The 26,018-nt window shown below is 72.5% G+C and carries 30 protein-coding genes; 19 read left to right on the forward strand and 11 right to left on the reverse strand.

Annotation, left to right across the window (positions count from 1 at the left end):
* Window positions 1-37: 37 nt before the first annotated feature.
* Together K7I03_RS03855 and K7I03_RS03860 are read right to left on the reverse strand one after the other, a co-directional pair.
* A complete protein-coding gene (locus tag K7I03_RS03855; RefSeq protein ID WP_185942028.1) occupies window positions 38-544 on the reverse strand; it encodes an SRPBCC family protein in 507 nt (168 codons plus the stop codon).
* Between the two features lie 64 nt (window positions 545-608).
* Window positions 609-1,451 (reverse strand): helix-turn-helix domain-containing protein, encoded by an 843-nt coding sequence (locus tag K7I03_RS03860; protein ID WP_185942206.1) that lies wholly within the window; start codon window positions 1,449-1,451, stop codon window positions 609-611.
* A gap of 157 nt (window positions 1,452-1,608) precedes the next feature.
* Here K7I03_RS03860 and K7I03_RS03865 point away from each other — a divergent pair, with 157 nt between their 5' ends.
* The gene (locus tag K7I03_RS03865; RefSeq protein WP_185942029.1) at window positions 1,609-2,322 is read left to right on the forward strand and encodes an SDR family oxidoreductase; all 714 of its coding nucleotides are present in this window, start codon (window positions 1,609-1,611) and stop codon (window positions 2,320-2,322) included.
* A 234-nt stretch (window positions 2,323-2,556) separates the two neighbouring features.
* Here K7I03_RS03865 and K7I03_RS03870 read toward each other — a convergent pair whose 3' ends face one another.
* Window positions 2,557-3,177, reverse strand: a complete 621-nt coding sequence (locus tag K7I03_RS03870; RefSeq protein ID WP_185942030.1) for a TetR/AcrR family transcriptional regulator — start codon at window positions 3,175-3,177, stop codon at window positions 2,557-2,559.
* 36 nt (window positions 3,178-3,213) lie between these two features.
* On the opposite strand from K7I03_RS03870, the gene K7I03_RS03875 reads away from it, so the two are divergent.
* From K7I03_RS03875 to K7I03_RS03885, 3 genes are all read left to right on the forward strand, one after another.
* Window positions 3,214-4,077: an alpha/beta fold hydrolase gene (locus K7I03_RS03875; protein WP_185942031.1), complete on the forward strand. Its 864-nt coding sequence runs from the start codon at window positions 3,214-3,216 to the stop codon at window positions 4,075-4,077.
* Window positions 4,074-4,619 carry a hypothetical protein gene (locus K7I03_RS03880; RefSeq protein ID WP_221902787.1) on the forward strand — a complete coding sequence of 182 codons (546 nt, stop codon included), beginning with the start codon at window positions 4,074-4,076 and terminating at the stop codon, window positions 4,617-4,619. Before K7I03_RS03875 ends, K7I03_RS03880 begins: the two co-directional genes overlap by 4 nt.
* Before the next feature lie 213 nt (window positions 4,620-4,832).
* On the forward strand, window positions 4,833-5,207 hold the full coding sequence (locus tag K7I03_RS03885; protein WP_185942032.1) for a hypothetical protein: 375 nt from the start codon (window positions 4,833-4,835) through the stop codon (window positions 5,205-5,207).
* Window positions 5,208-5,359: 152 nt separating this feature from the next.
* Here K7I03_RS03885 and K7I03_RS03890 read toward each other — a convergent pair whose 3' ends face one another.
* On the reverse strand, window positions 5,360-6,088 hold the full coding sequence (locus tag K7I03_RS03890) for an SDR family oxidoreductase (RefSeq protein WP_185942033.1): 729 nt from the start codon (window positions 6,086-6,088) through the stop codon (window positions 5,360-5,362).
* A 75-nt stretch (window positions 6,089-6,163) separates the two neighbouring features.
* Between K7I03_RS03890 and K7I03_RS03895 the strand changes: the two genes are divergently transcribed.
* Complete coding sequence (locus K7I03_RS03895) at window positions 6,164-6,541, forward strand: MerR family transcriptional regulator (RefSeq protein WP_185942034.1); 378 nt, start codon at window positions 6,164-6,166, stop codon at window positions 6,539-6,541.
* Between the two features lie 45 nt (window positions 6,542-6,586).
* Here the strand turns inward: K7I03_RS03895 and K7I03_RS03900 are convergent, their stop codons facing one another.
* Window positions 6,587-6,811, reverse strand: coding sequence for a DUF397 domain-containing protein (locus tag K7I03_RS03900; RefSeq protein ID WP_185942035.1), 225 nt, complete (start codon window positions 6,809-6,811; stop codon window positions 6,587-6,589).
* Window positions 6,811-7,122 carry a Scr1 family TA system antitoxin-like transcriptional regulator gene (locus K7I03_RS03905; RefSeq protein WP_185942036.1) on the reverse strand — a complete coding sequence of 104 codons (312 nt, stop codon included), beginning with the start codon at window positions 7,120-7,122 and terminating at the stop codon, window positions 6,811-6,813. Before K7I03_RS03905 ends, K7I03_RS03900 begins: the two co-directional genes overlap by 1 nt.
* Here K7I03_RS03905 and K7I03_RS34190 point away from each other — a divergent pair.
* Both K7I03_RS34190 and K7I03_RS03915 read left to right on the forward strand, forming a co-directional pair.
* Window positions 7,090-7,416 carry a DUF6255 family natural product biosynthesis protein gene (locus tag K7I03_RS34190; protein ID WP_224347381.1) on the forward strand — a complete coding sequence of 109 codons (327 nt, stop codon included), beginning with the start codon at window positions 7,090-7,092 and terminating at the stop codon, window positions 7,414-7,416. The genes K7I03_RS03905 and K7I03_RS34190 overlap by 33 nt on opposite strands.
* 57 nt (window positions 7,417-7,473) lie before the next feature.
* Window positions 7,474-7,620, forward strand: coding sequence for a hypothetical protein (locus tag K7I03_RS03915; protein ID WP_185942037.1), 147 nt, complete (start codon window positions 7,474-7,476; stop codon window positions 7,618-7,620).
* Window positions 7,621-7,706: 86 nt separating this feature from the next.
* Here K7I03_RS03915 and K7I03_RS03920 read toward each other — a convergent pair whose 3' ends face one another.
* Window positions 7,707-8,456, reverse strand: a complete 750-nt coding sequence (locus tag K7I03_RS03920) for a serine hydrolase (protein WP_185942038.1) — start codon at window positions 8,454-8,456, stop codon at window positions 7,707-7,709.
* Window positions 8,457-8,642: 186 nt separating this feature from the next.
* Window positions 8,643-9,650, reverse strand: coding sequence for an ArsR/SmtB family transcription factor (locus K7I03_RS03925; protein ID WP_185942039.1), 1,008 nt, complete (start codon window positions 9,648-9,650; stop codon window positions 8,643-8,645).
* 457 nt (window positions 9,651-10,107) lie between these two features.
* Here K7I03_RS03925 and K7I03_RS03930 point away from each other — a divergent pair, with 457 nt between their 5' ends.
* The 9 genes from K7I03_RS03930 to K7I03_RS03970 all read left to right on the forward strand — a co-directional run bounded on the left by K7I03_RS03930 (window position 10,108) and on the right by K7I03_RS03970 (window position 20,720).
* A complete protein-coding gene (locus K7I03_RS03930) occupies window positions 10,108-11,166 on the forward strand; it encodes a LysR family transcriptional regulator (protein ID WP_224346858.1) in 1,059 nt (352 codons plus the stop codon).
* A 208-nt stretch (window positions 11,167-11,374) separates the two neighbouring features.
* Window positions 11,375-12,565 carry a CaiB/BaiF CoA transferase family protein gene (locus K7I03_RS03935; RefSeq protein WP_185942040.1) on the forward strand — a complete coding sequence of 397 codons (1,191 nt, stop codon included), beginning with the start codon at window positions 11,375-11,377 and terminating at the stop codon, window positions 12,563-12,565.
* The gene (locus K7I03_RS03940) at window positions 12,562-13,362 is read left to right on the forward strand and encodes a crotonase/enoyl-CoA hydratase family protein (protein ID WP_185942041.1); all 801 of its coding nucleotides are present in this window, start codon (window positions 12,562-12,564) and stop codon (window positions 13,360-13,362) included. Before K7I03_RS03935 ends, K7I03_RS03940 begins: the two co-directional genes overlap by 4 nt.
* Window positions 13,359-14,114, forward strand: a complete 756-nt coding sequence (locus tag K7I03_RS03945) for an acetoacetate decarboxylase (protein WP_185942042.1) — start codon at window positions 13,359-13,361, stop codon at window positions 14,112-14,114. The genes K7I03_RS03940 and K7I03_RS03945 overlap by 4 nt, the downstream gene beginning before the upstream one ends.
* Window positions 14,111-15,070 carry a 3-hydroxyacyl-CoA dehydrogenase NAD-binding domain-containing protein gene (locus tag K7I03_RS03950; protein ID WP_185942043.1) on the forward strand — a complete coding sequence of 320 codons (960 nt, stop codon included), beginning with the start codon at window positions 14,111-14,113 and terminating at the stop codon, window positions 15,068-15,070. The genes K7I03_RS03945 and K7I03_RS03950 overlap by 4 nt, the downstream gene beginning before the upstream one ends.
* 195 nt (window positions 15,071-15,265) lie before the next feature.
* On the forward strand, window positions 15,266-16,450 hold the full coding sequence (locus K7I03_RS03955; RefSeq protein ID WP_185942044.1) for an acyl-CoA dehydrogenase family protein: 1,185 nt from the start codon (window positions 15,266-15,268) through the stop codon (window positions 16,448-16,450).
* 394 nt (window positions 16,451-16,844) lie between these two features.
* Window positions 16,845-18,725 (forward strand): hydroxysqualene dehydroxylase, encoded by a 1,881-nt coding sequence (locus K7I03_RS03960; protein ID WP_221902789.1) that lies wholly within the window; start codon window positions 16,845-16,847, stop codon window positions 18,723-18,725.
* A 377-nt stretch (window positions 18,726-19,102) separates the two neighbouring features.
* The gene (locus K7I03_RS03965) at window positions 19,103-20,110 is read left to right on the forward strand and encodes a trypsin-like serine peptidase (RefSeq protein ID WP_185942046.1); all 1,008 of its coding nucleotides are present in this window, start codon (window positions 19,103-19,105) and stop codon (window positions 20,108-20,110) included.
* A 172-nt stretch (window positions 20,111-20,282) separates the two neighbouring features.
* Entirely contained in the window at window positions 20,283-20,720 is a 438-nt protein-coding gene (locus K7I03_RS03970) for an SMI1/KNR4 family protein (protein ID WP_185942047.1), read from the forward strand.
* A 602-nt stretch (window positions 20,721-21,322) separates the two neighbouring features.
* On the opposite strand, the gene K7I03_RS03975 is transcribed toward K7I03_RS03970, so the two are convergent.
* Window positions 21,323-21,994 carry a hypothetical protein gene (locus K7I03_RS03975; RefSeq protein WP_185942048.1) on the reverse strand — a complete coding sequence of 224 codons (672 nt, stop codon included), beginning with the start codon at window positions 21,992-21,994 and terminating at the stop codon, window positions 21,323-21,325.
* Between the two features lie 242 nt (window positions 21,995-22,236).
* On the opposite strand from K7I03_RS03975, the gene K7I03_RS03980 reads away from it, so the two are divergent.
* Complete coding sequence (locus K7I03_RS03980; RefSeq protein ID WP_185942049.1) at window positions 22,237-23,763, forward strand: M28 family metallopeptidase; 1,527 nt, start codon at window positions 22,237-22,239, stop codon at window positions 23,761-23,763.
* Window positions 23,764-23,857: 94 nt separating this feature from the next.
* Window positions 23,858-24,424, forward strand: coding sequence for a GNAT family N-acetyltransferase (locus K7I03_RS03985; RefSeq protein WP_185942050.1), 567 nt, complete (start codon window positions 23,858-23,860; stop codon window positions 24,422-24,424).
* Window positions 24,425-24,514: 90 nt separating this feature from the next.
* Here K7I03_RS03985 and K7I03_RS03990 read toward each other — a convergent pair whose 3' ends face one another.
* Window positions 24,515-24,910, reverse strand: coding sequence for an SRPBCC family protein (locus K7I03_RS03990; protein WP_185942051.1), 396 nt, complete (start codon window positions 24,908-24,910; stop codon window positions 24,515-24,517).
* Window positions 24,911-24,915: 5 nt separating this feature from the next.
* Window positions 24,916-25,518 carry a CGNR zinc finger domain-containing protein gene (locus K7I03_RS03995; RefSeq protein ID WP_185942052.1) on the reverse strand — a complete coding sequence of 201 codons (603 nt, stop codon included), beginning with the start codon at window positions 25,516-25,518 and terminating at the stop codon, window positions 24,916-24,918.
* Between the two features lie 21 nt (window positions 25,519-25,539).
* On the opposite strand from K7I03_RS03995, the gene K7I03_RS04000 reads away from it, so the two are divergent.
* Complete coding sequence (locus K7I03_RS04000; protein ID WP_185942053.1) at window positions 25,540-25,992, forward strand: VOC family protein; 453 nt, start codon at window positions 25,540-25,542, stop codon at window positions 25,990-25,992.
* Window positions 25,993-26,018: the final 26 nt, after the last annotated feature.

Genomic DNA, 26,018 nt, shown 5'->3' on the forward strand with positions numbered 1-26,018 from the left:
CGGACGGGCGCCGCAGCTCGTCGGGGGTGCCCCGCCGCTACGGCGCGCCGACGGGTCCGGACCCGGGCGGTTCGTCGCCGAGGATCCCGGCCAAGTGCCGCAGCGACTCGGGCAGGTGCTCGGGGCCGAACGGCGGGAAGCGCAGGTACTCCCGGACGGACCCGGGCACCGCCGACCAGTCGTAGGTGAGCGTGACCCCGGTCGCGGACGGCCCGAGCGCCTCCAGGTCGTACCGCCAGAACCAGCCGCCGAACTCCAGCCGCCCGCCGCCCTTGTCCTGCCCGGTCAGCCAGCCGATGGCGCGCGGCGGGTCGTACACATGGACCTTGTTGACCACGCGGTAGCCGCCGTCCGGGTGGTCCGGGTGGTACATGTCCATCCGGAACAGCTGCCCCGCCTCGGTCAGCGGCGCCCGGTCGACGGCTTCCCGTACCCAGCCGGTGCCGTCGATCGCGGCGTGGGCCGTCGGGTCCGCCAGGACGGCGAACACCGTCGCGGCGGGCGCGGCGATGGTCAGGGTGGCGCTGACGCTGTCGTGGCTCATGCGGACACACTCCTTGTCGTCTCGTCCCGGGCGTTCCCGGCGCGCCCCCCGGTCCATCGTCCCCCTACGGGCCGTCCGCCCGCCGCGCGGCCGCCCCCTCCGCCGCCATGGCCAGCAGGACCAGCGCGTCGTGCTCGGGCGTACCGGGGGCGGCCTGGTAGAGGAGGAGGCGGTTGCCCGGGTGGGCGGTGGTGAGGACCTCGTTGGCGAGGGTGACGCGGCCGATGACCGGATGGTCGAAGTCCGTGGCGCCGCCGCGTTTGACGAGCACCTCGTGCCGGTCCCACAGCGCGGCGAACTCCCGGTCGGCGGCGGCCAGTTCGGCGACGAGCGCGGCGGTGGCCTCCGGGGCGGACGGCTGGACGGTCCGCAGGTGGGCGACGCAGTTGCGGGCCACGCGCCGCCAGTCGGCGAAGAGCGTGCGCGCGGCCGGGTGCAGGAACGTGTACCGGACGGTGTTCCGCCGGCCCGGCGGCCAGTCGTCGAGGCCGGGCATCAGGGCGTACCCCTCCGGGTTGGCCGCCAGTACGTCGTTGGTCTCGTCGAGTACGTACGCCGGGCCCGGCCGGAGCGATGCGAGCAGGAGCCACAGCCCCTGGCCGACCGGACGCGGGGCGGCGGGCCGGCGGCGCGGCGACCGTCCGGCGGCCCGGTCGGCGAGGGCGAACAGGTGGGCGTGCTCGTCGTCGGTGAGCCGCAGCACCCGGGCCAGCGCGTCCAGGACGGCGTCGCTGGGCGCCGTCTCCCGGCCCTGTTCGATGCGGGCGTAGTAGTCGACGCTCACCCCGGCCAGCGCGGCCAGCTCCTCCCGGCGCAGCCCGGGGGCGCGCCGGGCGCCCGGGCCGGTGGGCAGTCCGACGTCGGCCGGGCCGATCCGTCCGCGCCGGGTCCGCAGGAATTCCCCCATCGCGTTCATCCCGCCGAGTCTGCCACCGGACGGTGACCTTCCGGGTGGCTGTGTCACACCCAGGGTCCCGGCATCCAGGTTCCCAGCCCCCCGCTTCCCGGCACCCGGGATCCGCCCGGCCTTCCCGCGCCCCGGACGGCGGCGCAGGCTCGGGGCCATGACTGACGTACTGATCATCGGCGGCGGCTCCGGGATGGGCCTGGCCCTCGCCCGCACCCTGCTCTCCGAACAGCTGGACGTGACCATCGCCGGCCGGTCCGCCGAACGGCTCGCGGCGGCCCGCGCCGCACTGGAACCGGCCGCCGCCGGGCGGATCCGCACCCTGCGGGCGGACATCGGCAGGGAGGAGGACGTGGCCGCACTCTTCGACACCGTGGGGCCGGTGGAGCACGTGGTGGTCACGGCGGCGGACGTGACGGGGGCGTACGGCCGGAGCGCCGACATCACCGCCTCGGCCGCCCGCAACGTCCTGGACGTCAAGCTGCTCGGCGCCTGGCTCGTCGGCAAGTACGCGGCCGGGCGGGTCACCGGCTCCCTCACCTACACGTCCGGGATCAACGCCTACCGGCCGAACGGCTCCAATACGATCGTGGCCGCGGCCAACGGCGCGCTCGCCTCGCTCGCGTCCGGCCTCGCGGTCGAACTGGCCCCGGTGCGGGTGAACGTGGTGTCGCCGGGCTGGGTGGACACGCCCGTCTGGGACCGGCTCGGCATGGACAAGGAGGCGGCCTTCGCCGACCTGGCAAAACGCCTCCCGGCCCGGCGCATCGGTACGCCGGAGGACATCGCCCAGGCGTTCCTGTCGGTGCTGCGCAACGGGTTCGTCACCGGGACGGTGCTGCACGTCGACGGCGGGCACCGCCTGGTGTGACGGCGGCCGGCACGGCGTCGCGGGCCCGGACGCGCCGCTGCCGCCGGGCCGAGGGTCGCGCGGGTATGCGCTGTGGGCGGCGGGCCCGGGGACCGCCTCCGCTCGGCCGGGACGTTCGCGTCGGCGAGCGCCCGCGGCCGCGCCGAGGAGCCGACGGCTCGTCACCGCTTCCCGACGCCCGGGAGCTCCGCCTCCCCGTACGGCGCCGGCGCCACGGACCCTGGTGTACCCGCGTCAACGCGCGGGGGGCGCGAGCCGCTCGCCGACCATCCGGCAGGCCAGCCGCGCCGTGGCCAGCAGTTCCTCGCGGGCCGCGCCGAGGCGCGCCTGCACCGACAGGCCGTGCACGACGGACTGGACGAGTCCGGCGAGGGCCGCGGCGTCGGTCGCGGCGGTGATCTCCCCGTCCCGGACCGCCTGTTCGACGCGCGCCCGCAGGGCCCGCTCGTTCCAGGTGTGCAGTTCGGCGTAGTGGGCGCTGGTGTCGAGGGTGCTCGTGCTGTCGGTCATCACGGCGCTGCTGAGCAGACAGCCCGGGTGGACGTCCTCGGGCTGGGTGAACTCGTGGACGGAGTCGACGAGGACGCGTTCGACGACGGTCCGGAGGTCCGGCTCCGCGACGGCCCGCCGGTAGATCTCCCGGTACCGCTCGGCGTATGTCCGCACCGCCTCCTCGAACAGCCCGGCCTTGCTGCCGAACGCCGCGTAGAGGCTGGAGGTGGAGAGGCCGAGCGCCGCGGTGAGGGCGCGGGTCGACGTCCCGGAGTAGCCGGAGCGCCAGAAGAGGCGGGCGGCGTCGAGGATCGCCCGGTCACGGTCGAAGGAGCGTGGTCGTCCACGGGTCGGCGAAGTCACCCTTGCATTGTAGATCGTTTGCTCCATAATGAATTTATGGAGCAAACGATCCAGAAGAGGTTGCCGGTCGGCGGCGGGGACAGTTGGGTGACGATCGATGTGTACGGGCGGGCGGACGCCCCGGGCCTGGTCGTCGTCCCGGGCGCGATGAGCGACGCGCGCGCGTGGCGCGACGTCGCGAGGTCGATCGACGCGTGGCCGTCGGTATCGGTCGTCAACCGCCGGGGCCGCGCCCCTTCGGGCCCGCTGACCGACGCGTACTCACTGCGGGCGGAGATCGACGACCTCGCAGCGGTCCTCGACGAACTCCCACCGGCCCAGGCGCTGTTCGGCTGGAGCTACGGCGGCCTGATCGCCCTGCTGGCCACCGAGGAACGCCCGCCGCGGCAGGTGATCGCCTACGAGCCGGTGGTCCGGCCGTTCGGCGGCGATGTCCTGCCGGACCTGAGGTCCGCCGCGGAGGCGGAGGACTGGGACACCACCGTCGACATAGTGAACCGCCGGATCGCCGGCCTCGACGCGGCGCACGTCGAATCCCTGCGGGCGGACCACGAGACATGGGCGACCCTGTGCCGACTGAGCGTGCCGGCGTATGCCGAACTGGCCGCGCTGAACGCGGTCGTACCGCCGGACGCATGGGGACGGGGGACGGCACGCATCGACCTGATCGTCGGCGAGCGCAACCACGGAAGGGCCCCCTACGGAACCTCCTTCGACGACGTACGCAAGCGCGTCCCCCACGCCGAGGTGCACATACTCCCCGGCCAGGGCCACATGGCCCACCTGGAGGCGCCCGCGGGCCTCGCCGGCCTGCTCGACAAACTGGCCGCCCCCCGCCCGTCGACGATCAACCATCGGAACGATGAAACGATGAAAGGTAGCTCTCACGGGAGAACGTGACCGCCCACGAAGGCGACGCCCGGCCACCGGTGTTCGACGACGGTGGAAGTCATGCCGATCAGACTCCCCCTGGGCGACACCGAGCGCCCGGCCCCCGCTGGGCCCCGCGCCTGGCCACAGCCCTGCCGTTCGCCGTCGGCTTCCGGATGGGCACCATCCAGCCGGAGGGCTCGTTCCCCTGGTGGGGCGCGAGGTACGCGGTGGGCCTGAGCGTGCTCACGGGGGCACTGGCCCTGCTCACCGTCATGGGTCTGGTCGGCAGTTGGGGCGAGACCTTCCCCCGTTGGGTCCCGCTCCTCGCCGGCCGCCGGGTGCCGCCCCTCGCCGCGATCGTTCCGGCGATCCTGGGCGGCCTCGCCCTGGTCGCACTGTGGGACACGATGCCGCTCGCCTGGTTCGGGCTGTTCGGCTTTCACGACGTCGCCTTCACCAACGGCTGGTGGAAGCTGCTCGCCAACGTGTGCATCACCCCGGTCATGCTGTGGGGTCCGATCGTGCTGGCCCTGACCTACGCGTACCACCGACGGCGCCGGCCCGCCTGACGCTCCCCCACGCCTCTCCCGGCGGAAGCGGCGCCGCGCCCGGCATCCGGAGCCGGAGGATCCTGCCCACCACCGAGCGCGGCTCCGGAGCGGACGCGGTACCACGCCAACGCCCGGCACCTCGGCGTCGAGCCGATGGCTGACGGTCCCAAGGCCGAAGCCCGCCGGGATTCCCGGTTGAAGCACACCGAGAGGGACCGGCATACTCCCCGGATGAGCAGCACAGGGGCCGAGCCCATCGAGCAGGGTTGGGACGGACCCTGGTACCGCGTCCGCACCGAACGGTTCGAGGCGTCGTTTCTTCCCGACGCCGACGAGGACCTGGACGCCGTCTCCAACGTCGACGTAGAAGTGCGGCTGACATCGGACGGTTCCCGCTGGAGCGCGACCGTGTTCACGCTCGCCGAGGTCGAGCGCCTGATGGCGAGGTGGTCCCGGACGGGCGAGGCGCTCGGCGGCCGCTACTTCTGGTGCTCCGACGGGCTGATAGTCAGGGACCCCGGCGTCGACGACATCACCCAGGTACTCGCCGGCCTGCTCGACACTGGTGCGTTCACGCGGGTTCTCCAACGCCTCGACGACGAGTGACCGCCCCGTCCCCGACCCGAGACGACCGGAGCAAGTGCCGACCGCGGTCAACACGAACACGACCCGACGAGAGTTGCGCGCGCACTCCTCAGCCGATGGCGGGGATGGCCTGCCACAAGCCGGGCGAGCGGTCCCGGCTGATCTAGGGCCCCTCAGCCTGCCGTCAGCGCCGTCAGGGCGCGGTCCATCGCGGCGTTGAACTCCTCCGGCGCCAGTGCCAGTCGGGACTTGACGTCCCGACTCCACTGGTCGGCGAGGACCTCGGCGGAGCCCGCCTCGACACCGTCGAGCGCCGCGTCGGCCAGGTCCGACGGCGCGATCTTGTCCGCGGGCCAGCCCGCGGCCATGTCGGTGTCGGCCAGGCCGAGGTGCACCGCTGTCACGAGCGTGCCCTGCTCGGCGAGCTCAAGGCGGACGCCGTTGGTCATGGCCCAGGCGGCGGCCTTGGTCAGGTGGTAGGCATTGGCGCCCTTGCCCCCGAACCACGACATGGCGGAGAGGACGTTTACGATCGCGCCCCCGCCGTTCCTGGCGAGCGCCGGCGCGAACTCCCGGATCATTCCCAGGTGGCCGAACACGTTGGTCTCCAACTCGTGCCGCACCGCATCCAGCGAGCCGCTCACCAGGTCGGTCCCCGTCTGGATCCCCGCGTTGTTGACGAGCAGCGAGACGTCCGGGGCGGCCTCGGCGGCGGCCCTCACGGATGCGGGATCGGCGATGTCGAGGGGCAGCACCTCGACGCCGGGCAGGTCCACGGTCTCCGGTCGGCGGGCCGTCGCGTAGACCTTGCGGGCGCCCCGTTCGAGCAGGCGCTGGGCGAAGGCGCGGCCCAGGCCACGGTTGGCTCCGGTGACAAGGGCAACTGAGTTGTCGATATCCATGTCCGGTACGCTAAAACCTGACGTTGACGTCAGGGGCAAGTGCTGGTCGTCACGAACGCGGTGAGAGGAATCACCATGACCGTCACGGAGCCCGCGGCCGAGCGGCTGGTCCGCATCGGCGAGGTGGCGCGGGGCGCCGGCGTCTCGGTACGCGCCGTGCGCTACTACGAGCAGCAGGGACTGCTCATCGCGGAGCGCAGCCCATCCGGCCAGCGCCTCTACCGGCAGGATGCCGTCACCCTGGTGCGCTTCTTCCAGCAGATGTTCGCCGCCGGCCTGACCAGCCGAAGGATCACAGAACTCCTTCCATGCTGGGACTCCGGGCACACCGACGCCGAGCAACGAGCCATGCTGCGCGCCGAGCGCGACCGCATTCAGGCCAAGGTCGACGACCTGCAGGCCGCCTTGGACCGCCTCGACGAGGTGATCGCGATCACGGACACTCACCCGTAGGCACGGTCGGTTCGGACGGCGCACCAGCGATCTACGGCTGGAGTGCTAAAGGTTGTCGAAGTCACCTATGAGTATGCCGCCTTTGAAAGCTGCCCACTCTCGGGCATCGAAGAATAGAGGTGGGCGATCGGGGTTCTTCGAGTCGCGGACGGCCACGCCGCCACCGGGCAGCCCGGCCAGCTCGAAGCAGTCATTATTGTTCATGGTGAGGCTGCTCTTCTGCCAGCGGAGCGTTGATATGTCTGTCGCGTAAAGGTCGGCCTTCTCCATCAGATTTCCTTGTCCTTGCTGCGAACGATCAGGTCACGCGTTTCGTCGGGAGGCAGGGCTACGCTGGACAGGCTTCCGAAGAGCCTGCGCAACCGGCGAAGATCCCTCGGGTCATCGACGGTGGTATTGCCGAGAACGGAATCACTGAACGCCACGTCAGGGATGTCTTTGTCTCCGAACGAATAGATCTTGAATCCAGACTGCAGAATCCCGTCGACACCTCCGGCGTACGGGATTACGCGGATCCAGGCCGCGCAGTGAAGGGGGACAGGGACGTGGTGCGGCACGCCGTCGGGCGACTCGTCGGACACTGCCGTCACCTCGGCGGATGGGAGGCGGCGGGCGGCGAGGAGCGCTGCCGCACGTGCGGGACGCGGCGGTTCACCGATTACGGTGCCCTGCGCCCCCGCGAGTTGCCTCCCGTCGTGGCGCCCTCGCCCGAGGACGGCACGCGTGCGGACCGCGCCGCCGCCACCGTCATGGCCCGTACCATCCGTCACCTCAGCCGCTGGGGGCGCGGCAACGCCGAGTTCTGGCGACCCGCCGCAAGCCCGGCCCGGCGGTGGAGCCACCGGTGGCTCCAGGGCTGTGGTCAAGTCCCGTAAAAGGGACCGACCGAAGGGCGTAGCGTTCCCGTCCCGCAACGGAAGGAGCACGGAGTCATGGAGTGGACCGGTCCCCGGTACGCGGAGCTCGTCGAAGTGATGAGGAGCGCCCGGCTCCGCGCCCACGAGCGCGACGGCGACCGCCCGGTCAGGGGATTCGTCGTAAACCCTGAGGCGCTTGAGGACCGCGACGGTCAGGGCTGACCGAGGGGACTGGCCCCCGGACGGCCGCCGTCGCGCGGGGGCCGACCGGGGTGGCTTGCGCGGCGCCGTCAGGCGGAGGGGGCCGGTCAGCGCACCCCCAGCGTCCGTACGATCCCCGTCACCGTCTCCCCCGCCGCCGCGTAGGACGTCCCCACCGGGTGCAGGGTCAGGACGGCGACGATCCAGCGGTCGTCCGGGCCCACCAGCCCCGTCGTGTGCAGGGCGGGACGGCCGAGGTCCACCCCCTCGACCTCGCCTCGTCCGGGATCGGCCGGCGGGTAGCCGGACCAGCCCTGCTTCACGGCCCAGGGGCGGGGGAAGGCGGTCGGGATGCCGAAGGACTGGTCGAATCCGTCGGCACCGAGCCGGGTCGCCCGCCGCAACGGCCCCAGCACGGCCGTGCGGACGGGCGGCGGCGCCGCGTCCAGCAGGTAGCGGTAGACGCGGACGGTGTCGGCCGCCGTGATGGCCGAATATCCCCAGTGGCCGGGGTAGCCGGCCGGTGGTCCGGCGGTGTGCGTGAGTCCGAGACGGGAGACCATGCGTGTGATCACGCCGGTTCCCCCGTTCCGCTCCCAGAAATGGCCGGCCGCGTCGTCGTCGCTGCGCGCGAGCATCGCGTCCAGCCGGGAGCGGTCGTCCGGCGGCAGGGCGTAGGCCGGGCCGCGGTCCCACAGGTGGTCGAGCGCGATCAGCAGTTTCACCACTGACGCCGACCGGAACCGCGCGTCCGGGTCGAGCCGTTCGGCGCAGGTGCCCGAGTCGCGGTCGTATACGACGACTCCCGCGCTCACCCCCGTCGGCACCCGCGGACCGGTGGTGCGTGTCCCGCTCATCGTGCGCACGCCCCTCCGGTGCCGAACGGCTCACGTCCTGTCACGTCGGGCCCCCCGTCTCTCCCCCGCATCCCCCTGGTGACCAGTCTCCGGCAGGGCGGACGGACCGGCCACCACATTCGAAGGGGGTCTAATGCGCCTGGTCAGGCGGTCGGCATGGCCACACCAACGTCACCTACATCAATGTCACGCCACGCAGCGGCCGTTGAGGAGCTGGGCGCCGAGCGGGGTCAGGGTGTGGTGGGCGGCGCCGCCCACCCGGCGGGTGATCAGCAGGCCCGCCTCGCGGAGGACGGAGACGTGGTGGCTGGCGGTGGCGGCGGCGATGTCGGCGGTGCGGGCCAGTTCGGTGGTGGTGCCGCCCTCGGCGACGGCCTCCAGCAGCGTCGCCCGGGTCCGGCCGAGCAGGGCGACGAGCGCCTGGCCGTGCCCGGACGCCTCGCGCCCGGTGAGGAGTTGGGACGGGTTGTGCTCGATCGGGTAGACGACGACGGGCGGCAGGTCGCGGCTGCGCAGCATGGTCGGTTTGCGCCAGCAGAAGAAGGACGGGAGCAGGAGCAGCCCGCGGCCGTCGAGGTGCAGGTCGCCCTCGACGTGCGGGCCGTGCATGATCAGTACCGGCGGGGACCACTCCAGGGTGGGGTGCAGGGTGCGCAGCAGGTGGTCGAAGGCGCCGGACGGCAGGTCGGCGACGGTCCGCGTCATCCGGCCGCGGGCGGCGATGTCGGCGGTGACCTCCGCGCGCACCCGTGACCAGTGGGGCGCGAGGGCCACCCGGTAGTAGGAGCGGACGGCCTCGCCGAGGCCCTTGAGCGCGTCGAGGTCGCCGTCGGCGAGCCCGCGCATCCAGGGCGCGGTGTGCCCCTGGGAGACGGCGAACTGGGTGAGGTCGTCGCGCAGCCGGCCGCGCGGGGTGGACATCAGGGCGTTGACGCCGAGGTCGAGGCCGCCGGCACCGGCCGCCGGGGTGAGGAAGTCCGGCGAGTAGCCGCGCGGCGGGGCCAGCGCCAACAGGCGGCGGGCGCCGGGGTCGAGCCGGCCCCGGACCTCACGGCGCCACCGGTCGAACACCAACGGCCCGTCGGTGGTCTGGAGCATGTGCAGGCTCAGCAGCACCTCCCACATCGGGTCGGGCGTCTGCGCCAGCCGCGTGCGGGCGACGTCGTCGCTGCCGAAATGGATACGCAGTCCCACAGACCTTGCCTCCCGCCCGGCTCCCCGGGCACCCTGAGCCTCCGCCGCCCGTCCTCACCGGTCCCCCTCTATGGTCCCGGCGGCCGGAGGGGGCTTTCAATCACCCCGACGGTGGGTTCCGGCCATCCTGCCGTGGACCGGGGGGGCGGGCGGGGACGTCACGGTGGGCGGATACGTCACGGTGGGCGGGCACGTCGCGGCGGGCGGGCACGTCGCGGCGGGCGAGGACGTCATGGCGAGGACACGGGCGGCGGCGAGGGCCGCCCGGGGAGCCGGTGCAGCCCGTCCCGAGGGGCCACCTGGTGATAGCCGGGATCGCGCGGTGCCGGGCCGGTGGCCGCCGTCGGCGCCGGAAGCACCTGCCGTCGAGGGCCGACGGCGCTGCCGCGAGCCTGCCCACGCGCACCCACACCCCCGCCGACCGCGGCCCCCAGCCCGCCCTCGATAAGGTCCGGCAGTGGAGATCTTTCACCTGCGCTACTTCGTGGCGGTCGCCGAGAACCTCAGCTTCTCCCGCGCCGCGCGGCAACTGCACATGGCCACCTCGCCGTTGAGCCAGCGAATACGGGATTTGGAACGCGAGCTCGGCCGACAGCTCTTCGACCGGGATTCGCATCACGTCGCGCTGACCCCCGCCGGTGCGGCACTGCTGCCGGCGGCGAAGGACGTCCTGGGCCGGTTCGACGATCTTCCCTGGCGGCTGCGCCAGGCCCTGGGGCCGGAGCGGCGGGCGGCGTACGTGGGTGTGGTGCCGGCGCTGCACCCGCTGCTGCGGGAGCGCCTGGCGCGGCTGGAGGCGCGCTGCGCCGACGCGTACGACGTCAAGCGCTGGCCCGGCAACAGCGGGAACCTCGTGGCCGCCGTACAGCGTGGCGACCTGGCCATGGCGCTGGTGCACCTGCCCGTGCACGCCGAGGGCGTCGAGGTGCTGGAGCTGTTGCACGAGCCGTTGGGCGCGCTGCTGCCCGGCGCCGAGTTCGGCGGGCGGAGCTCGGTGTCGTTGAGCGAACTCACCGATCACACCTATGTGACGTCCGCGCCCGGCACTCTCCCGACCTATTTCGACCAGATCAAGGTGCGGCTGAAAGCCGCGGGAATCCACCGGGAGATCAATCTCGATATCGGGGATTACGCGAGTGTGCGGGAGATCGTGGCGAACGGTTCGGTCTTCGGTATCACCCTGCTCAGCGTGGGCAGCCGCGGGGAGGGAAAGGATACGAGCGTCGTCCTGCCGTTCCGCGATTTCTCGCCCGCCCTGGCGACCGGTCTGGTCTGGCGCCGCGACCGTGCCCGGCCGGACGGTGACCTGCATACCCTGATCAGCGCGGCGGGTGAGGAGTTCGCCGGCCCCTTCGACGTATCCCGGGGCGCTTCCGCAAGCGGCTGTGCCGATCCCGCCGACTCCGCCAATTCCGCCGACTCCACCGGCTCCGCGGGCTCCGCGGGCGCTTCCGGCGCTCCCACCCCTCCGGCCGCCGCTCCCCGGTCTCCCCGCCCTCCCCGCGAACTCCGCTGACCGGCCGCACCCGCCTGGCTCCCCCTTCCGCGCCCTCACCTCCGCCCAAAACGGCGTGACCATCCCGGTCACGCCGTTTTTCGCGCATCGGTGTCACTGATCGCTTGGGTTCTCCCGCCCTGCGGATCTAGCGTTTTTCCTGTCACCGGGGAAAACCACGAAGCTCTCGAATCCCTTTCCCTGACCCGTCTTTCGCGCTGGAGTGGTGATGGAATCCGCTGGAAAAACCGACGCACCGGGCGGCCCGCTCGCCGGGGTGCGCGTCATCGACCTGTCCACGGTGGTCATGGGCCCTTACGCGGCCCAGATCCTCGGCGACCTCGGCGCCGATGTCGTCAAGATCGAGTCGCCGCACGACACCGTGCGGATCGGCACCCTGCACCGCACGCCCGGCATGACCCCGTTGAACCTCAACGTGAACCGCAACAAGCGCAGCGTGCGGCTCGACCTCAAGGACGAGGGTGAACGCGCCAGGGCACTGGACCTGATCGGCACCGCCGACATCCTGATCACCAACATGCGGGTGCGCGCCCTACGCCGCCTGGGCATGGACCACGACAGCCTCGCCGCGGTCAACCCCCGCCTCGTTCACGTCCACGCGCAGGGGTTCCGTTCCGGCTCCGACCGGGCCGGGCTGGCCGCGTACGACGAGACGGTGCAGGCCGCCTCCGGGCTCGTCGACCTCGCGCAGCGCGCGGGTGATGTGGGGGCGCCGGTGGTGCTGCCGAGCATCTTCGGCGACAAGGTGGCGGCGCTGACGATCGTGTACGCGGCGCTCGCCGCCCTCGTGCACCAGCGCGCGACCGGCCGCGGGCAGCGCGTCGAAGTGCCCATGGTGGACGCGCTGCTGGCGTTCAACCTGGTCGAGCACCTGCAGGGCCGGACCTTCGAGCCGCCGGCGGGCCCGACCGGATTCCCGCTGTCCATGAACAAGGGGCACCGGGCGCGTCCGACCAAGGACGGCCTGGCGATGGTCATGCCGTACAGCCCGGAGAACTTCCGTGACCTGTTCGTCGCCGCGGGCCTCCCCGAACTCGCCGAGGACCCGCGCGTCAACGGGGAGTTCATCGACTCCACGCGGGACGGCGAGGACCTGGCCGAGCTGCTGGAGTCGGTGACGCCCCGGCTGACCACCGCGCAGTGGGCGGAGGTCTGCGCCCGGCACAACATCCCGTTCGGCCCCGTGCTGCGCCTCGACGAGGCCGCCGACGACCCGTACGTGCGGGACGGCCACCTGCTCGACGTCGCCGAGCATCCCACCGAGGGCGCCTACCGGGTGATCGGCATACCGCTGGTGTTCTCGGCCACCCCGGCCTCGGTGCGCCGGCACGCCCCGCTGCCCGGCCAGCACACCGACGAGGTGCTCGACGAGCTCGCCCACGGGAAGGCGGGACGGTGAGCGACAGCACGAGCGACAGCACGCGTACCGGGGCACCGGAGTCCGTCCGTACCCGCACCGTCGGCGGCGCCCTCGTCGTCACCATCGACCGGCCGCGGGCCCGCAACGCCGTGGACGCCGGGGTCGCGCGGGGCATCGCCGCCGCCGTGGACCGCCTGGAGTCCGAACCCGGGCTGCGGGCGGGCGTCCTCACCGGTGCGGGCGGCACCTTCTGCGCGGGCATGGACCTCAAGGCCGCCGCCCGCGGGGAGGAGGTGACCGTGCCCGGCAAGGGCTTCGCCGGGCTCGTCGAGGCGGCCACGTCCAAGCCGCTGATCGCGGCCGTCGAGGGCCACGCGCTGGGCGGCGGCTTCGAACTCGCCCTCGCCTGCGACCTGGTGGTCGCCGCCGAAGGGGCCTCCTTCGCGCTCCCCGAGGTCAGGCGCGGACTGATCCCCGGGGGCGGCGGGGCCGTCCGGCTTCCCAAGCGCGTCCCCCACCACCTGGCGATGGAGCTCCTCCTGACCGGTCGTACGGTGACCGCCGCCCGCGCCCGTGAACTCGGCGTCGTCAACCGCGTCACCCCGGACGGCCGGGCGCTGTCCGCCGCCCTGGAACTCGCCGAGGAGATCGCCGCCAACGCGCCGCTGGCCCTGGCCGCGGTGAAGCGGACCGTCCGGCGGGCGGACGGCGTCCCGGAGCGGGAGGCGTTCGCCGCGCAGGCCGCCGAGACCGGCGCGCTGCTGCGCTCGGCCGACTTCGCCGAAGGGGTGCGCGCCTTCGCCGAGAAGCGCGCGCCGGAGTGGAGCGGACGGTGAACCGCGAGGAGGTCCTGCGCACCCTCGACACGCCCGTCACGGCGCCCGCGTACGCCCCCGCCGCCGTCCGCTTCACCGACCGCGCGTACCTGAGCGTCGTCTACCGCACCGACCCGGACGCGCTGCGGGCGGTGGTGCCCGAGCCGCTGCGCGTCGACCCCGACGAACCGCTGGTGCGGTTCGAGGTGATGAAGATGGGCGACGTCACGTCCTACGGCCCGTACGTCGAGGCGGGGCAGGCGATCGCGGTGCGTTTCGGGGCCGAGCGCGGCGAGTACCTGCACGCCATGTACCTGGACAGTTTCGCGGCCACGGCCGCGGGCCGCGAGGTGGGCGCCTATCCCAAGGCGATGGGCAGGCCCGCGCTGTACGCCGAACAGGCCGCGCTGGTCGGCACGCTGGACTACGGCAGCGTACGGGTGGCCACCGCCACGATGGGCTACAAGCACCGCCCGCTCGACCCGGAGGCCGCCCGCGAGCTGATCGCCGTGCCCACGTACATGCTCAAGGTCGTCCCGGGCTACGACGGGACCCCGCGCGTCTGCGAGCTCGTCCGGACCCGGATCACCGACCTGACGGTCAAGGAGGCCTACACCGGGCCCGCGCGGCTCCAGCTGTTCGCGCACGTCCTGGCGCCGCTGGCGGATCTGCCCGTGCTCGGGATCGTCTCGGCCAGTCACGTCGTCACGGATCTCACCCTGGCCCCGGCCGTCCCCGTCCACGACTACCTCACCGAGGAGGCCCCCTCATGACACCCCCTCATGACACCCGCCCGCCGGGCACCGCCGCCGTCGTCGGCGCCGGCACCATCGGCCTCGCCTGGGCGGCGCTGTTCGCCGCGTACGGCTGGGAGGTGACCGTCACCGACCCGCGCGAGGACCTGGACGCGGCCGTGGACGAGGCGCTGCCGATGCTCGCCGCCGGGCTCCCCGGCGGCGACGCGGCCGGCCTGCGCGGCCGCATCCGTACCACGCACGAGCCGGCCGAGGCCGTGGCCGGCGCGCGGCTGGTGCAGGAGAACGGGCCGGAGGACCTGGAGTTCAAGCGGCGGCTGTTCGCCGACGTCGCCCCCCACGCCCCGGCCGACGCGCTGCTGGCCACCTCCAGCTCCGGCATCGTCGCCACCGATATCGCCGAGCGGCTGCCGGACGCCGTCGCGGCGCGGCTGCTCGTCGCCCACCCCTTCAACCCGCCGCACGTCGTCCCGCTCGTGGAGATCGTGCCAGGCGAGCGCACCGCTGAGGAGACCGTGGCGGAGGCCGTCGCCCTCTACCGGTCGCTGGGCAGGACACCGGTGCGGCTGCGCGCGGAACTTCCCGGGTTCGCGGCCAACCGGCTGCAGAGCGCCGTGCTCCAGGAGGCGTTCCACCTCGTCCTGAGCGGGGTCCTCGACGCCGCCGAGCTCGACACCGTCATGAAGACCTCGCTGGGCGGCCGGTACGCCGCCGTCGGCCCGTTCGAGAGCTTCCACCTCGGGGGCGGCCCCGGCGGCATCCGGCACATGATGCGGCACCTGGGCCCGGGCCTGGCCGAGGGCTGGCGGCGGCTCGGCCACCCGGAGCTGGACGACGACGCCGTCGCCACGCTCGTCGGCCAGACGGAGGCCGCGTACGGGAGCGGTCCCGAGGCGTACCGGCGGCGCGCCGCGCTGCGCGACCGCAAGCAGCTCGCGCTGAACGAGGCGCTGCGCCGGGCCGAACAGGGCTGACGCGCCCCTTTCCGACGGTGCTGAAGCGCCCGTCCGAGGGTGCTGAAGCGCCCCTCCGAAGGTGCCGCAATCCCCGCCCGTCGGTGCCGAAACGCCCGTCCGATACCGCTCGACACCCGCGAGGACGGCGGGGCCGCACCCCACCGTCCCGCTCTCAAGGAGCCGTCCCCCTCTCAAGGAGAAGGAGTCACCACCATGCCCAAGCCCGCCGACCCCACCCCGGACTTCTTCGGCTACGCCGACCTGCTCGGCGCCGCCGACCGGGCCGAACTGGCCGCCATCCGCGACCATCTGGAAAAGGAGATCAAACCGCTGGCCGACGCCGCCTGGGCACGGGCGGAGTTCCCCTTCGAGGCGGTCGAGAAGATCGCCGCGATCAACCCGGCCGGTTACACCTACCCGGAGTTCGGCGACGGCCGTGACCGCGGCGCGCTGTTCTCCGGCTTCCTCACCCTGGAGCTCAACCGGATCGACCCGTCGCTCGGCGTGTTCTGCGGCGTCCACACCGGACTGGCGATGGGCAGCATCCACGGCGGCGGCAGCGACGAGCAGCGCGAGCGCTGGCTGCCGGACATGGCCGCGATGCGGACGATCGGCGCCTTCGCCCTGACCGAGCCCGAGGGCGGCTCGGACGTGGCGGGCGGCATGCGCACCACGGCCCGGCGCGAGGGCGACACCTGGGTCCTCGACGGCGCCAAACGGTGGATCGGCAACGGCACGTTCGCCGACCTCGTGGTGGTCTGGGCACGCGACACGGCCGACGGCAACGTGAAGGGGTTCGTGGTGCCGAAGGACACCCCCGGCTTCACCGCCACCAAGATCGAGGGGAAGATCGCGCTCCGCACCGTGCAGAACGCCGACATCACCCTCGACGGGGTGCGGGTCCCGGAGGCCGACCGCCTCCAGCGGGTCGACGGCTTCCGCGACACCGCCGCCATCCTGGCCCGCACCCGGGGCGGGGTGGCCTGGCAGGCGCTGGCGGTCGCGGTGCGCGCCTACGAACTCGCCCGCGCCTACGCCGTGGACCGTACGCAGTTCGGCCGGCCCATCGGCGCCTTCCAGCTGGTCCAGGATCTGCTGGTGAAGATGCTCGGCAACGTGACCGCCATGTTCGGCATGACCGTCCGCCTCGCCCAGCTGACCGAGGCCGGCCGGGGCACCGCCGAACAGGCCGCCCTCGCCAAGGCGTTCACCACATCCCGGATGCGCGAGTGCGTCGCCTGGGCCCGCGAGCTCTTCGGCGGCAACGGCATCGTCCTCGAGTACGAGATCGCGAAGTTCTTCGCCGACGCCGAGGCCCTGTACTCGTTCGAGGGGACCCGCGAGATGAACACCCTCATCGTCGGCAAGGCCGTCACCGGGCACAGCGCCTTCGTGTGACGGCCGCCTCCGGACGACACCCGCCTCCGGAAGCCCCGGACGACCGCGCGGGGGCCGGTGACTCGCCGTCGCCGGCCCCTCGCCGTGTCCGGGCGGGCGGCATCCCGGCCGTCGGGACCGGACCGCGTGCCGCGCCACCGGCGACGGCGGCGCGGGCTCACGCCGCTGCGGAAGATCTCACCTCCACCGACGGGTCCCCCGGCACCCGCACCCGCCCCGGCATCCTCCCTCGCCGGGGCGGCGGGCGGCCCGTTCCCCCGCCCCGGCGCCGGGTTCCGGCCATCCTGCCGCGGGCCGACGGCGGTTGGCGTCCGACCGGGGTCGGGGAGGGGGAGGCGCCCTTATGCTCCTGCGCCACACGATGTGTTACCGACGGTAGGGGGTTGCGATTCCCATGGTCGAGCAGGGCACGCGGAGTACGAAGAGTGTGGAAGCGGGCGTGGAGCGCCCGGGTGCCGCTCGCAGGACGTTCGTGGGAGGGCTCACGGCCGCCGCCGCGGCCGCCGCGCTCGGCGGGACGGCGGGGGCGGCGAACGCGTCGTCCCCGTCACCCCGGACCGGCCCCGCCGGGCGAAGCGGCGGACGCCGAGGGGCCGCCGGCCGGACGGTCGCCGTGCTCGGCGGCGGCGTCGCCGGCCTCACCGCCGCGCACGAACTCGCCGAACGCGGCTACCGCGTGACGGTGTACGAGCGCAAGGACGCGCTCGGCGGCAAGGCGCGCAGCATGGACGTGCCGGGCAGCGCGCGCGGCGGACGGAGACCCCTGCCTGGGGAGCACGGCTTCCGCTTCATCCCCGGGATCTACCACAACCTGCCCGACACGCTGCGCCGCATCCCGTTCCCCGGCAACCGCAATGGTTGCCACGACAACCTCGTCTCGCCCGGGGAGATGCTGATCGCCCGGACGGGGAAGGAGGACATCCGGCTCCCGTTCGCCCACCCCGGCACCCCGCCGCCCGTCCTCACCCCGGACGAGCTCCGGCGCGCGCTGACGGCCCTGCTGGAGACCTTCACCGGCGTCCCGCCCCGCGAGATCGCCTATTTCGCGGGGCGGTTGCTGGTGTGGTTCACGAGCTGCGAGCGTCGGCGGCACACGGAGTGGGAGCGCACGCCGTGGTGGGAGTTCACGCGCGCGGCGCGCATGTCGCCGGACTACCAGCGGCTGCTCTGCATCGGCCTGACCCGGAACATCGTCGCGACCAAGGCCGAGGTGGCGAGCGCCAAGACGGTGGCGACCTGCGCCGAGGCGTTCGTCTTCAACGTGCTCGGCCGGGGCGCGGACGGCCCGCCCGACCGGCTGCTCAACGCCCCGACCAACGAGGCGTGGATCGACCCGTGGGTGACGCACTTGAGGTCCCTGGGCGTGGAGTTCCACACGGGGTGGGAGGTACGGGACCTGCGGCTCGCCGGGGGACGGATCGCGGAGGCGGTGATCGCGGACGCGGTGATCCCGCACGCCGGAAGCGAGCACCGGTCCGTCACGGCCGACCACTTCGTCTCCGCGCTCCCCGTCGAGCACGCCCGTACCACCTGGAACGCGGCGGTCCGGGCGGCCGACCCCCGGCTCGCGCGGTGCGACGCGCTGCGGACGGACTGGATGACGGGCATCCAGTTCTACCTCACCGAGCCGACGCCGGTGATCCAGGGCCACGTCAACCACATCGACTCCCCCTGGTCGATCACCTCCGTGGCGCAGGCGCAGTTCTGGGCCGGGCGGGACGTCCGCCGGGACTACGGGGACGGCACGGTCGCCGACTGTCTGTCCTGCGACGTCTCGGAGTGGGACAAGCCCGGCATCCTCTACGGACGTCCGGCCAAGCGGTGCACCCGGGAGGAGGTCGCGCGCGAGGTGTGGGCGCAGTTGAAGGCGAGCCTGAACGACACCGGGCGGACGGTGCTCAGGGACTCGGCGCTGCACTCCTGGTTCCTGGACCCGGCGGTCCGCCTCGGCGGGCCGAACGCGGAGGCCACGAACGACGAGCAGCTCCTCATCCACCCCGTGGGCACCTGGGGCAACCGCCCGGAGGCCCGGACGGCGATCCCGAACCTCTTCCTCGCGGGCGACTACGTGGCCACGGACATCGACCTGGCGACGATGGAGGGCGCCAACGCGTCGGCGCGGGCGGCGGTCAACGCGCTGCTGGAGGAGGACGGTTCGGCGGCGGAGCGCTGCGTGATCACGCCGCTGTACCGGGCGCCGGAGCTGGAGGCGGTCAAGCGGCGGGACGAGGTGCGGCTGCGGTTGGGGCTGCCGAACGCGTTCGATCTGGGGTGAGGGCGGCTGGCGCCGGGCTTGGCTTGACGCGACCCTGTCAATCTCGGCCGGGTCGTGGCACGCTGCCGACACACGTCTCCTCCGGAACTCTCCGGACGCACGGCGAAACGCGAGACGACTCGATCGAGACGACGCAACGAGAAAACGCAAACGAGACGTCGAGTCCGACACGTACCGACTGACACGTATCGCCCGACACGTGCCGACCGACACGTCGGAACAGCTCGTCGGCGCAGCACCTCCGCACAGCACCTCGCACGCACAGCACTCCGCACAGCACGTCGCACCGCTCGTCTGCCCGGACCGTACTTGGCACGGTCCGGCCCCCACACGGCCGCCCCGCGCACCGCGCGCCGGCCACGGCAGAGGGAGTACGCGTGAGACGACACCCCCGCACGACCGCCATCGCCACGGGCGCCCTGCTGGCCGCCTGTTCCCTGGCCGTACCCGGCCTCGGGACCGGCGCCGCCGGTGCCGCGCCCCCGCCCGTCACCGGGCACCCGGCCACCGAGCACACGGCCGCCGCCACGGCGGAGGCGCGGCAGCGGGCCGCCGCCTTCTGGACGCCCGAGCGGATGCGCTCGGCCACCCCGCTCGACATCACCACCGACCGCCCCGCGAGCCCGCCCGCCCCGGTCCCGGCCGGCGCCCGCCACACCACCGTCGCCCCCACAACCGCCCACTCCCCGGCCGCCGTCCGCTCCTTCCCGCAGGCCGGCGGCCCCTGGACGGGCGGCGGCGCGGTGGTCAAGACGTCGGGCCGGGTGTTCTTCACCATGCAGGGCCGCACGGCGTCCTGCTCCGGCGACGCGGTCACCAGCGGCAACGGCAGCACGGTCCTCACCGCGGGGCACTGCGTGAAGTACCAGGGCAACTGGCACACCAACTGGACGTTCGTCCCCGGCTACCACGACGGCCAGGCCCCCTACGGCACCTGGGCGGCGACGAAGACGCTCTCCACCCCGCAGTGGACGGCGAGCGAGGACATGAACAACGACATCGGCGCCGCCGTCGTCGGCCCGCTCGACGGCAAGCGGCTGACGGACGTCGTCGGCGGCCAGGGCCTGGACTTCAACGGCGGCTACAACAAGCCCATGTACTCCTTCGGCTTCCCGGCCGCCTCGCCGTACGACGGCACGAAGCTCATCCACTGCAGCGGGAACACCACCAAGGACTTCCTCCTCACCAAGGACCACGGCCTCTCCTGCAACATGACCGGCGGTTCGAGCGGCGGCCCCTGGTTCACCTCGTTCGACGAGTCCACCGGCACCGGGCTGCAGGCGTCGGTGAACAGCTTCGGCTACACCTTCCTGCCCAACACGATGTTCGGACCGTACTTCGGCGACGTCGCGAAGACGCTGTACGACCAGGCGCAGACGAGCTGAGACGGCCGGCCCGGAAGGGCGGCGGCGCGGCCGGTAAGACGGCGGCACGTTCGCCCGGCGGCAGGCGAACCGCCGCGCGACGCGCCGCCGCCCCAACCAACGGGCCCCCCGCTCCTTCCGGGCCGCATCCCCGTCCCGGGACGTCATCCCGCACCCGGCTAAGCTCTCGATCATGTGGAGACAAGCGGTACTGGACGACTTTCCCGAGGCGGGATTCCGGGAGCCTGTTCACGAAGCCGAGATCGCCGCGGCCGAAAAACGCCTCCAGCGAGCGATACCCGCGGAACTCAGGCAGCTGTTCCTCGAGAGCGACGGGGTGCTCGGGCACTCCCGCGTCGACACCGTCTGGCCCTTGGAGCAGGTCGTCGAGCAGAACCTGTCCTTCTGGTCCGACGACTCCCTCGCTCGGCTGTACATGCCCTTCGACGCCCTCCTGTTCTTCGGAGACAACGGAGGTGGTGACCGGTTCGCCTTCGTGCGGAAACCCGAACGACCCGATGTCTTCGTCTGGGACCACGAGAACGACAGCCGCATGTGGGTGGCCGGCGACCTGCGGGACTACCTCGGCCGTTCGCTGCGCGCCGGCGGAGACGACTGGTACTGGCCGTAATCCGCCACCGGTTTGACCGACGCGATCGGTCCGCGGCACATCTCCCGGCCAGGCGTGTTGACTGAACTACGGATGGTTTCGTCCTTGTTCTTCAGACGGGGGGAAAGCGAACTGGCTACCGTCCCCTCTCGTGATCGAGCGTGAGGATGCCCCAGGGGACTTGAGTTCGCCGGCGGCGCCGCGAGTGGGGTCGCTGGTGGAGACGGGTGATCCGCGGGAGCCGTATCGGCTGGTGGATCCCTGCGGTACGCCAGTCAGGTCGGCGGCCGCATATCTGACAGATCTGCAGGCAGCCGGACGGCCCGCGACCACCCAGCGTTCCTACGGCATGGATCTGCTCCGCTGGTTCCGCTTCCTCTGGGCGGTCGACGTGCCGTGGAACGAGGCGACCCGGATCGAGGCACGCGACTTCTCCCGGTGGATCCAGATCACAGCCAAACCCCCACGAAAGCAGGGTAGTTCAGGGCCGCTCACGGCGTCGGCACCGGTATTGGCGCGCCATCCGCCCGAGGTGCCAATTCGATCACTGGGAAGCGGCCGGTCGGGCGGACCTATGTCGCGGGGCGTCATGTCATTGCCGAAGCCAAAGGCTTGTCACGGGCTCAGCTGCCACCGTCCTTGACGCCTCCTCGCAGGCCCCACTCATCCAGGCCGGAGTAGATCAACGCAGTACGGCCCCGCGGGAAAGTCATGACTTCCGCCTCCCCTGAATAGATCGCCACCAGTGAGTCGGCCCCTCGCCACCAGGTGTCGGCCAAGCCCAGCACTTCGTGCACTGGCTCGTACTCATCCAGCACGATGCCGTCGACCTCATCGCCAGTGACCTTGACGATCTTCTCTGCCCACATGGACGCGTGGTGGGCCAGCGCGAGCGACTCCACCCAGCCCTCGACGGTGGCATGGAGGGGCGACCACTGACCTGCGTGAATACCGAACTCACCAGATGGCCCGATCATGAAGGAGTAGGGAACCGCTGTCCGCTGCACACCGGCTTCGAACCACCACCCTTCGGACGCAGAGCCTTCAGGAGAGTCCGCTTCGAAGTATCTCGGGCCGCCGTCGTACGTAGATGCGGGCGGCAGGACCAGACCACCCCATCGCTCTTGAAACGCCGCCATCCGGTCGATGACCGTCGCAGGGATGTCCCGCTCAAGCCACCACTGTCTGTGTTCCTCAACGGGTCGGACGTCGACCTTGACGCCGTGCTCGCGGACGAACGATCGGGCTCGTTGAGTCAGACCATCAGGCACATCGTTGAAGAGGTTGAGATTCACCAGCATGAGGCTACTGGCAATTCTGAATCTCGACAGTTCAGAGAAAGGACCTGCCGGATGCGTGCGCGAAGGTCCCGGCATGCCGACGATGAGGGACGGCGCCGACGGTGACCGCCGCCCCCGCGTGACCTGCGTGTGGCGATCTTGTGTCGGAAGCCGGCGAGGGCTCCCGCGCGCCGACCGGTGCTCCTTAGGGTCCGTACCAGTACCCCGCACCCGTCCCCGAGAAAGGACCAGACCCCGTGCGTCTCCCCCGTCGCCCCCGTGGCCTGCGTGGCCGTAAAGCACTGGCCGCCCTCATATCCACCGCCGTCGCGGCCCCCGTGCTCCTCTCCGCCGCCCCGGCCGACGCCCGGACCGCCGACGGTCCGGCGCGGCAGCACCAGAAGGCCGAACGGCTCGCGAGACAGCTGGAGCGGGACGCTTCGGCGAAGGGCGCGTACCGGCATCTCAAGGCGCTGCAGCGGATCGCGGACGCCAACGGCGGCAACCGGGCCGCGGGGACGCCCGGCCACGAGGCGTCGGCCGCGTACGTCCACCGGCTGCTGAAGCAGGCCGGTTACCGGGTCTCGTACCAGTGGTTCGACGTCTGGCAGGCGAAGACGCTGACCGAGAAGCTGTCGGTCGTCTCCCCCGACGCCCGCGATCTCAAGGTCGCGGCGGCGGAGTTCTCGCCCTCGACGCCGCGGTCGGGGCTGCGGGCGCCGCTGGCGCTCGCCCGGGTGGACAAGGACCCCGGCTGCTCGGCCGACGACTACGCCGGGACGGCCTTCACCGGCCGGATCGCCCTCGTGAAGCGCGGCGGCTGCACGTTCGCCGAGAAGCAGAAGGCCGCCGCGCAGGCGGGCGCGGTCGGCACGATCATCTACAACAACGTCGCGGGCGGCGTGGTGAAGCCGTCGTTCGGGAGCCCGGCCGACGGCAAGGTGCCCACCGCCGGGATCTCGCTGGCCGACGGCGAGGCGCTGGCCGCGGCGGTGGCCAAGGGCGAGGTCCAGGTCGCCCTGAACATCCAGCAGAAGCACACCAAGAAGCGCACCCCCAACGTGATCGCCGAGACGCGGGGCGGCGACCCGCGCCACGTCGTCGCCCTCGGCAGCCACCTCGACTCCGTCCCCGAGGGCCCGGGCATCAACGACAACGGCTCCGGCTCCGCCGGCCTGCTGGAGGTCGCCCTCAAGCTCGCCGACCGCACCCGCCGCAGCGGCCAGCAGCCCACCAACAGGGTCCGTTTCGCCTGGTGGTCGGGTGAGGAGCTGGGCCTGCTCGGCTCCGAGCACTACGTGGCGCAGCTCTCCAAGGCCGAGCGCGAGAAGATCGCGCTCTACCTCAACTTCGACATGATCGCCTCGCCCAACCCGGCCCAGCTCGTCTACGACGGCGACGACTCCGACCACAAGGGCTCCGGCCCCGGCCCCAAGGGCTCGGCGGAGATCGAGAAGCTGATCAACGGCTACCTCGACCGCAAGGGCAAGGCCCACGAGGGCACCGACTTCGACGGCCGTTCCGACTACGGCCCGTTCATCGCCACCGGCATCCCCGCCGGCGGCACCTTCACCGGCGCCGAGGGCATCAAGACGAAGGAGCAGGCGGCGAAGTTCGGCGGCAAGGCCGGCGCCCCGTACGACCCCAACTACCATGCCAAGGGCGACAATCTGTCGAACTTGGACCTCAAGGCGTTCGACACCAACGTCGACGTCATCGCCCACGCGGTCGGCATCTACGCCCACGACCTGAGCTCCTTGGGCGGCGCCGGCACGCGCGGCTGACGCGGTGTGTGTGGGGGGCCAGCCTCGGCCGGGGCCGGCCCCCCACACCGGAAATGAGACGGAATCCGCGGGCGCCCGCCGCTAACGTGCCCCCATGAACCCGATCACCGTCACCGGCTCCCGGCTCCACCTCCGCGAGATCCGCGGTACCGACCTCGACGCGCTCCACGCCGTCCAGGGACACGCCGACGTCGCGCACCACATGAAGGGCCGGGCGCAGACCCGGGACGAGGCCGCGGACGCGATCGCGCGCGCGGCGGTCCACGCGGGTGCGGTGCCGCGTACCGTCTATATGCTCGGCGTGGTCCGCTCGGCCGACGGCCGGCTGATCGGGCGGGCCGACCTCGACCTGGACCCGTTCTCCGAGAAGGCCGGCACCATCGGCTTCATGCTCCATCCCGACACGTGGGGCGCCGGTTTCGGCACTGAAACGGTTCACCTGCTCTGCGCGCTCGGCTTCCGGCACCTGGGGCTGCACCGGATCTGGGCCACCCGCTCCCCGTCCAACACCGCGTCGGGCAGGACGCTGTCGAAGGCGGGGCTGGTCGAAGAGGGCCGGATACGGGAGCAGTTCTTCGTGGACGGCGGGTGGCGCGACTCCGTCGTCCACGCGGTCCTGGAACACGAGTGGCGGGCCCCGGAGGGGTTCCCCGCGCCGTGACCGGCAGTGCGGCACGGGCCGACGGGCGGGTGGCAGCGGCGCGACACGGGGTCCGGCCAAGGGCTCGTCCCGCCCTCGCGAACGCCCGCGTCACCGCCGGTCGAGGGCGGTGGCGACCTGGTCCATGACGCGCCGCCAGTGCGCCCGTCGCCGTTCGCGCTCCTCGGCGCTCGCCAGGTGCTCCTGGTGGAAGCGGAGCGTCGTCCGGGCTCCGTCGGCGGCGGGGGCGAGGGCGACCTGGACCGTGGTGGTGCCGTGGGTGACGCGGATGCGGTCCGCGGGACGGTACCCGCGCACCTCGCCCGTCACTCCCGCGGTCGTCCGGTAGGGGGTGCCGCGTTCCGGGGTGAGGACCGCACCCGGACCGAGCCAGAGCGCGATGCCCTCGGAACCGGCGACGAAGTCCCAGACAACAGCCGCGGGGTGGGGCAGCGTGCGGGAGACGCCGATCTGCCAGCCGGCGTCCTTGGTGAGCCCTGTGGGCATGGCGGTCATCCTTCCTCGGTGTGGCGGGCGCGCAGCGCCCTGACCTTGTGGCGGTTGCCGCAGTGCTCCATGGAGCACCAGCGGCGGCGGCCGGGGCGTGAGGTGTCAACGTAGACGAGGTGGCAGTCCTCGGCGGCGCAGGTGCGGATGCGGTGCGCGAAGGGGCCGGTCAGCAGCTCGACGGCGTCCCGGGCGACGGTGGCCGCCAGGTGCGTGCCGGTGGGGGTTCCGGCCCACTGCCGCTTCCCGGTCGGCGTGATGGCGGGGGCCATGGCCGGACGGGCGGCCGCCTCGTTGACCATCGCCAGGTCGCGGGGCGGGTGAGGCTCGCCGCTCGTGTGGGCGGCGATCACCCGGAACAGCGCGTCGCGCAGCCCTCGCATGGCGGCCACTTCCGCCGCGGAGATGTCGAGCGCGGGCGTCGGAGTCAGTCGTGACCGGTCCGCCCAGGCGGCCAGGTCGGCGGGCGCGTGCAGGACCTCGTAGCGGCGGTAGGGGCCGGGGCCGCCGGTGGTCAGCAGTTCCAGACACAGCGCGCCGGGGTCGAACCGGTAGGCGACGCCGGTGCGGGAGTGCAGCGTCAGCCCCTTGGTTGCGGAGGAGTCCATGTAACCACTATAACTGGTTACATGACATTGAGCTGGAAGCTGGTCGTCGACAGCACGAACGCGCCCGCCCTCGCGGACTTCTGGGCCGCGGCCTTGGAGTACGAGGTGGAGGACCCCAGCGCGCTCATCGAGCAGCTGCTGGCCGCCGGCCGCATCGGCGAGGAGGCCGTCACCGAGCACCGCGGCCGCAAGACCTTCCGCGGCTATGCCGCGATCCGCCACCCCGAGGACCCGTTCGACGGGACGAGCGGCGTCGGCCGCGGCCGGCGGCTGCTCTTCCAGGACGTCCCCGAGGCCAAGACGGGCAAGAACCGCCTGCACCTCGACGTCCACAGCGAACCCGGCGGCATGGACCAGCTGTTGGCCAGGCTGGAAGACCTGGGGGCGACCCGCGTCCAAGAGGTGGACAAGGGGCCGGCCGGGCACTGGTGGATCATGCGGGACCCCGAGGGCAACGAGTTCTGCGTGGCGTGAGCGTGAGTCCGGCGCCTTGACCGGAC

It is taken from the genome of Streptomyces mobaraensis (genome assembly GCF_020099395.1).
Taxonomy (GTDB): domain Bacteria; phylum Actinomycetota; class Actinomycetes; order Streptomycetales; family Streptomycetaceae; genus Streptomyces.

What these genes read in the sequence shown, in the direction of transcription:
- K7I03_RS03855 (WP_185942028.1), bottom strand. Translation starts at nt 544, where the DNA reads ATGAGCCACGACAGCGTCAGCGCCACCCTGACCATCGCCGCGCCCGCC.
- K7I03_RS03860 (WP_185942206.1), bottom strand. Translation starts at nt 1,451, where the DNA reads ATGGGGGAATTCCTGCGGACCCGGCGCGGACGGATCGGCCCGGCCGAC.
- K7I03_RS03865 (WP_185942029.1), top strand. Translation starts at nt 1,609, where the DNA reads ATGACTGACGTACTGATCATCGGCGGCGGCTCCGGGATGGGCCTGGCC.
- K7I03_RS03875 (WP_185942031.1), top strand. Translation starts at nt 3,214, where the DNA reads ATGGAGCAAACGATCCAGAAGAGGTTGCCGGTCGGCGGCGGGGACAGT.
- K7I03_RS03885 (WP_185942032.1), top strand. Translation starts at nt 4,833, where the DNA reads ATGAGCAGCACAGGGGCCGAGCCCATCGAGCAGGGTTGGGACGGACCC.
- K7I03_RS03890 (WP_185942033.1), bottom strand. Translation starts at nt 6,088, where the DNA reads ATGGATATCGACAACTCAGTTGCCCTTGTCACCGGAGCCAACCGTGGC.
- K7I03_RS03895 (WP_185942034.1), top strand. Translation starts at nt 6,164, where the DNA reads ATGACCGTCACGGAGCCCGCGGCCGAGCGGCTGGTCCGCATCGGCGAG.
- K7I03_RS03900 (WP_185942035.1), bottom strand. Translation starts at nt 6,811, where the DNA reads ATGGAGAAGGCCGACCTTTACGCGACAGACATATCAACGCTCCGCTGG.
- K7I03_RS03915 (WP_185942037.1), top strand. Translation starts at nt 7,474, where the DNA reads ATGGAGTGGACCGGTCCCCGGTACGCGGAGCTCGTCGAAGTGATGAGG.
- K7I03_RS03920 (WP_185942038.1), bottom strand. Translation starts at nt 8,456, where the DNA reads ATGAGCGGGACACGCACCACCGGTCCGCGGGTGCCGACGGGGGTGAGC.
- K7I03_RS03935 (WP_185942040.1), top strand. Translation starts at nt 11,375, where the DNA reads ATGGAATCCGCTGGAAAAACCGACGCACCGGGCGGCCCGCTCGCCGGG.
- K7I03_RS03950 (WP_185942043.1), top strand. Translation starts at nt 14,111, where the DNA reads ATGACACCCCCTCATGACACCCGCCCGCCGGGCACCGCCGCCGTCGTC.
- K7I03_RS03955 (WP_185942044.1), top strand. Translation starts at nt 15,266, where the DNA reads ATGCCCAAGCCCGCCGACCCCACCCCGGACTTCTTCGGCTACGCCGAC.
- K7I03_RS03960 (WP_221902789.1), top strand. Translation starts at nt 16,845, where the DNA reads ATGGTCGAGCAGGGCACGCGGAGTACGAAGAGTGTGGAAGCGGGCGTG.
- K7I03_RS03970 (WP_185942047.1), top strand. Translation starts at nt 20,283, where the DNA reads ATGTGGAGACAAGCGGTACTGGACGACTTTCCCGAGGCGGGATTCCGG.
- K7I03_RS03985 (WP_185942050.1), top strand. Translation starts at nt 23,858, where the DNA reads ATGAACCCGATCACCGTCACCGGCTCCCGGCTCCACCTCCGCGAGATC.
- K7I03_RS03990 (WP_185942051.1), bottom strand. Translation starts at nt 24,910, where the DNA reads ATGCCCACAGGGCTCACCAAGGACGCCGGCTGGCAGATCGGCGTCTCC.
- K7I03_RS03995 (WP_185942052.1), bottom strand. Translation starts at nt 25,518, where the DNA reads ATGGACTCCTCCGCAACCAAGGGGCTGACGCTGCACTCCCGCACCGGC.
- K7I03_RS04000 (WP_185942053.1), top strand. Translation starts at nt 25,540, where the DNA reads ATGACATTGAGCTGGAAGCTGGTCGTCGACAGCACGAACGCGCCCGCC.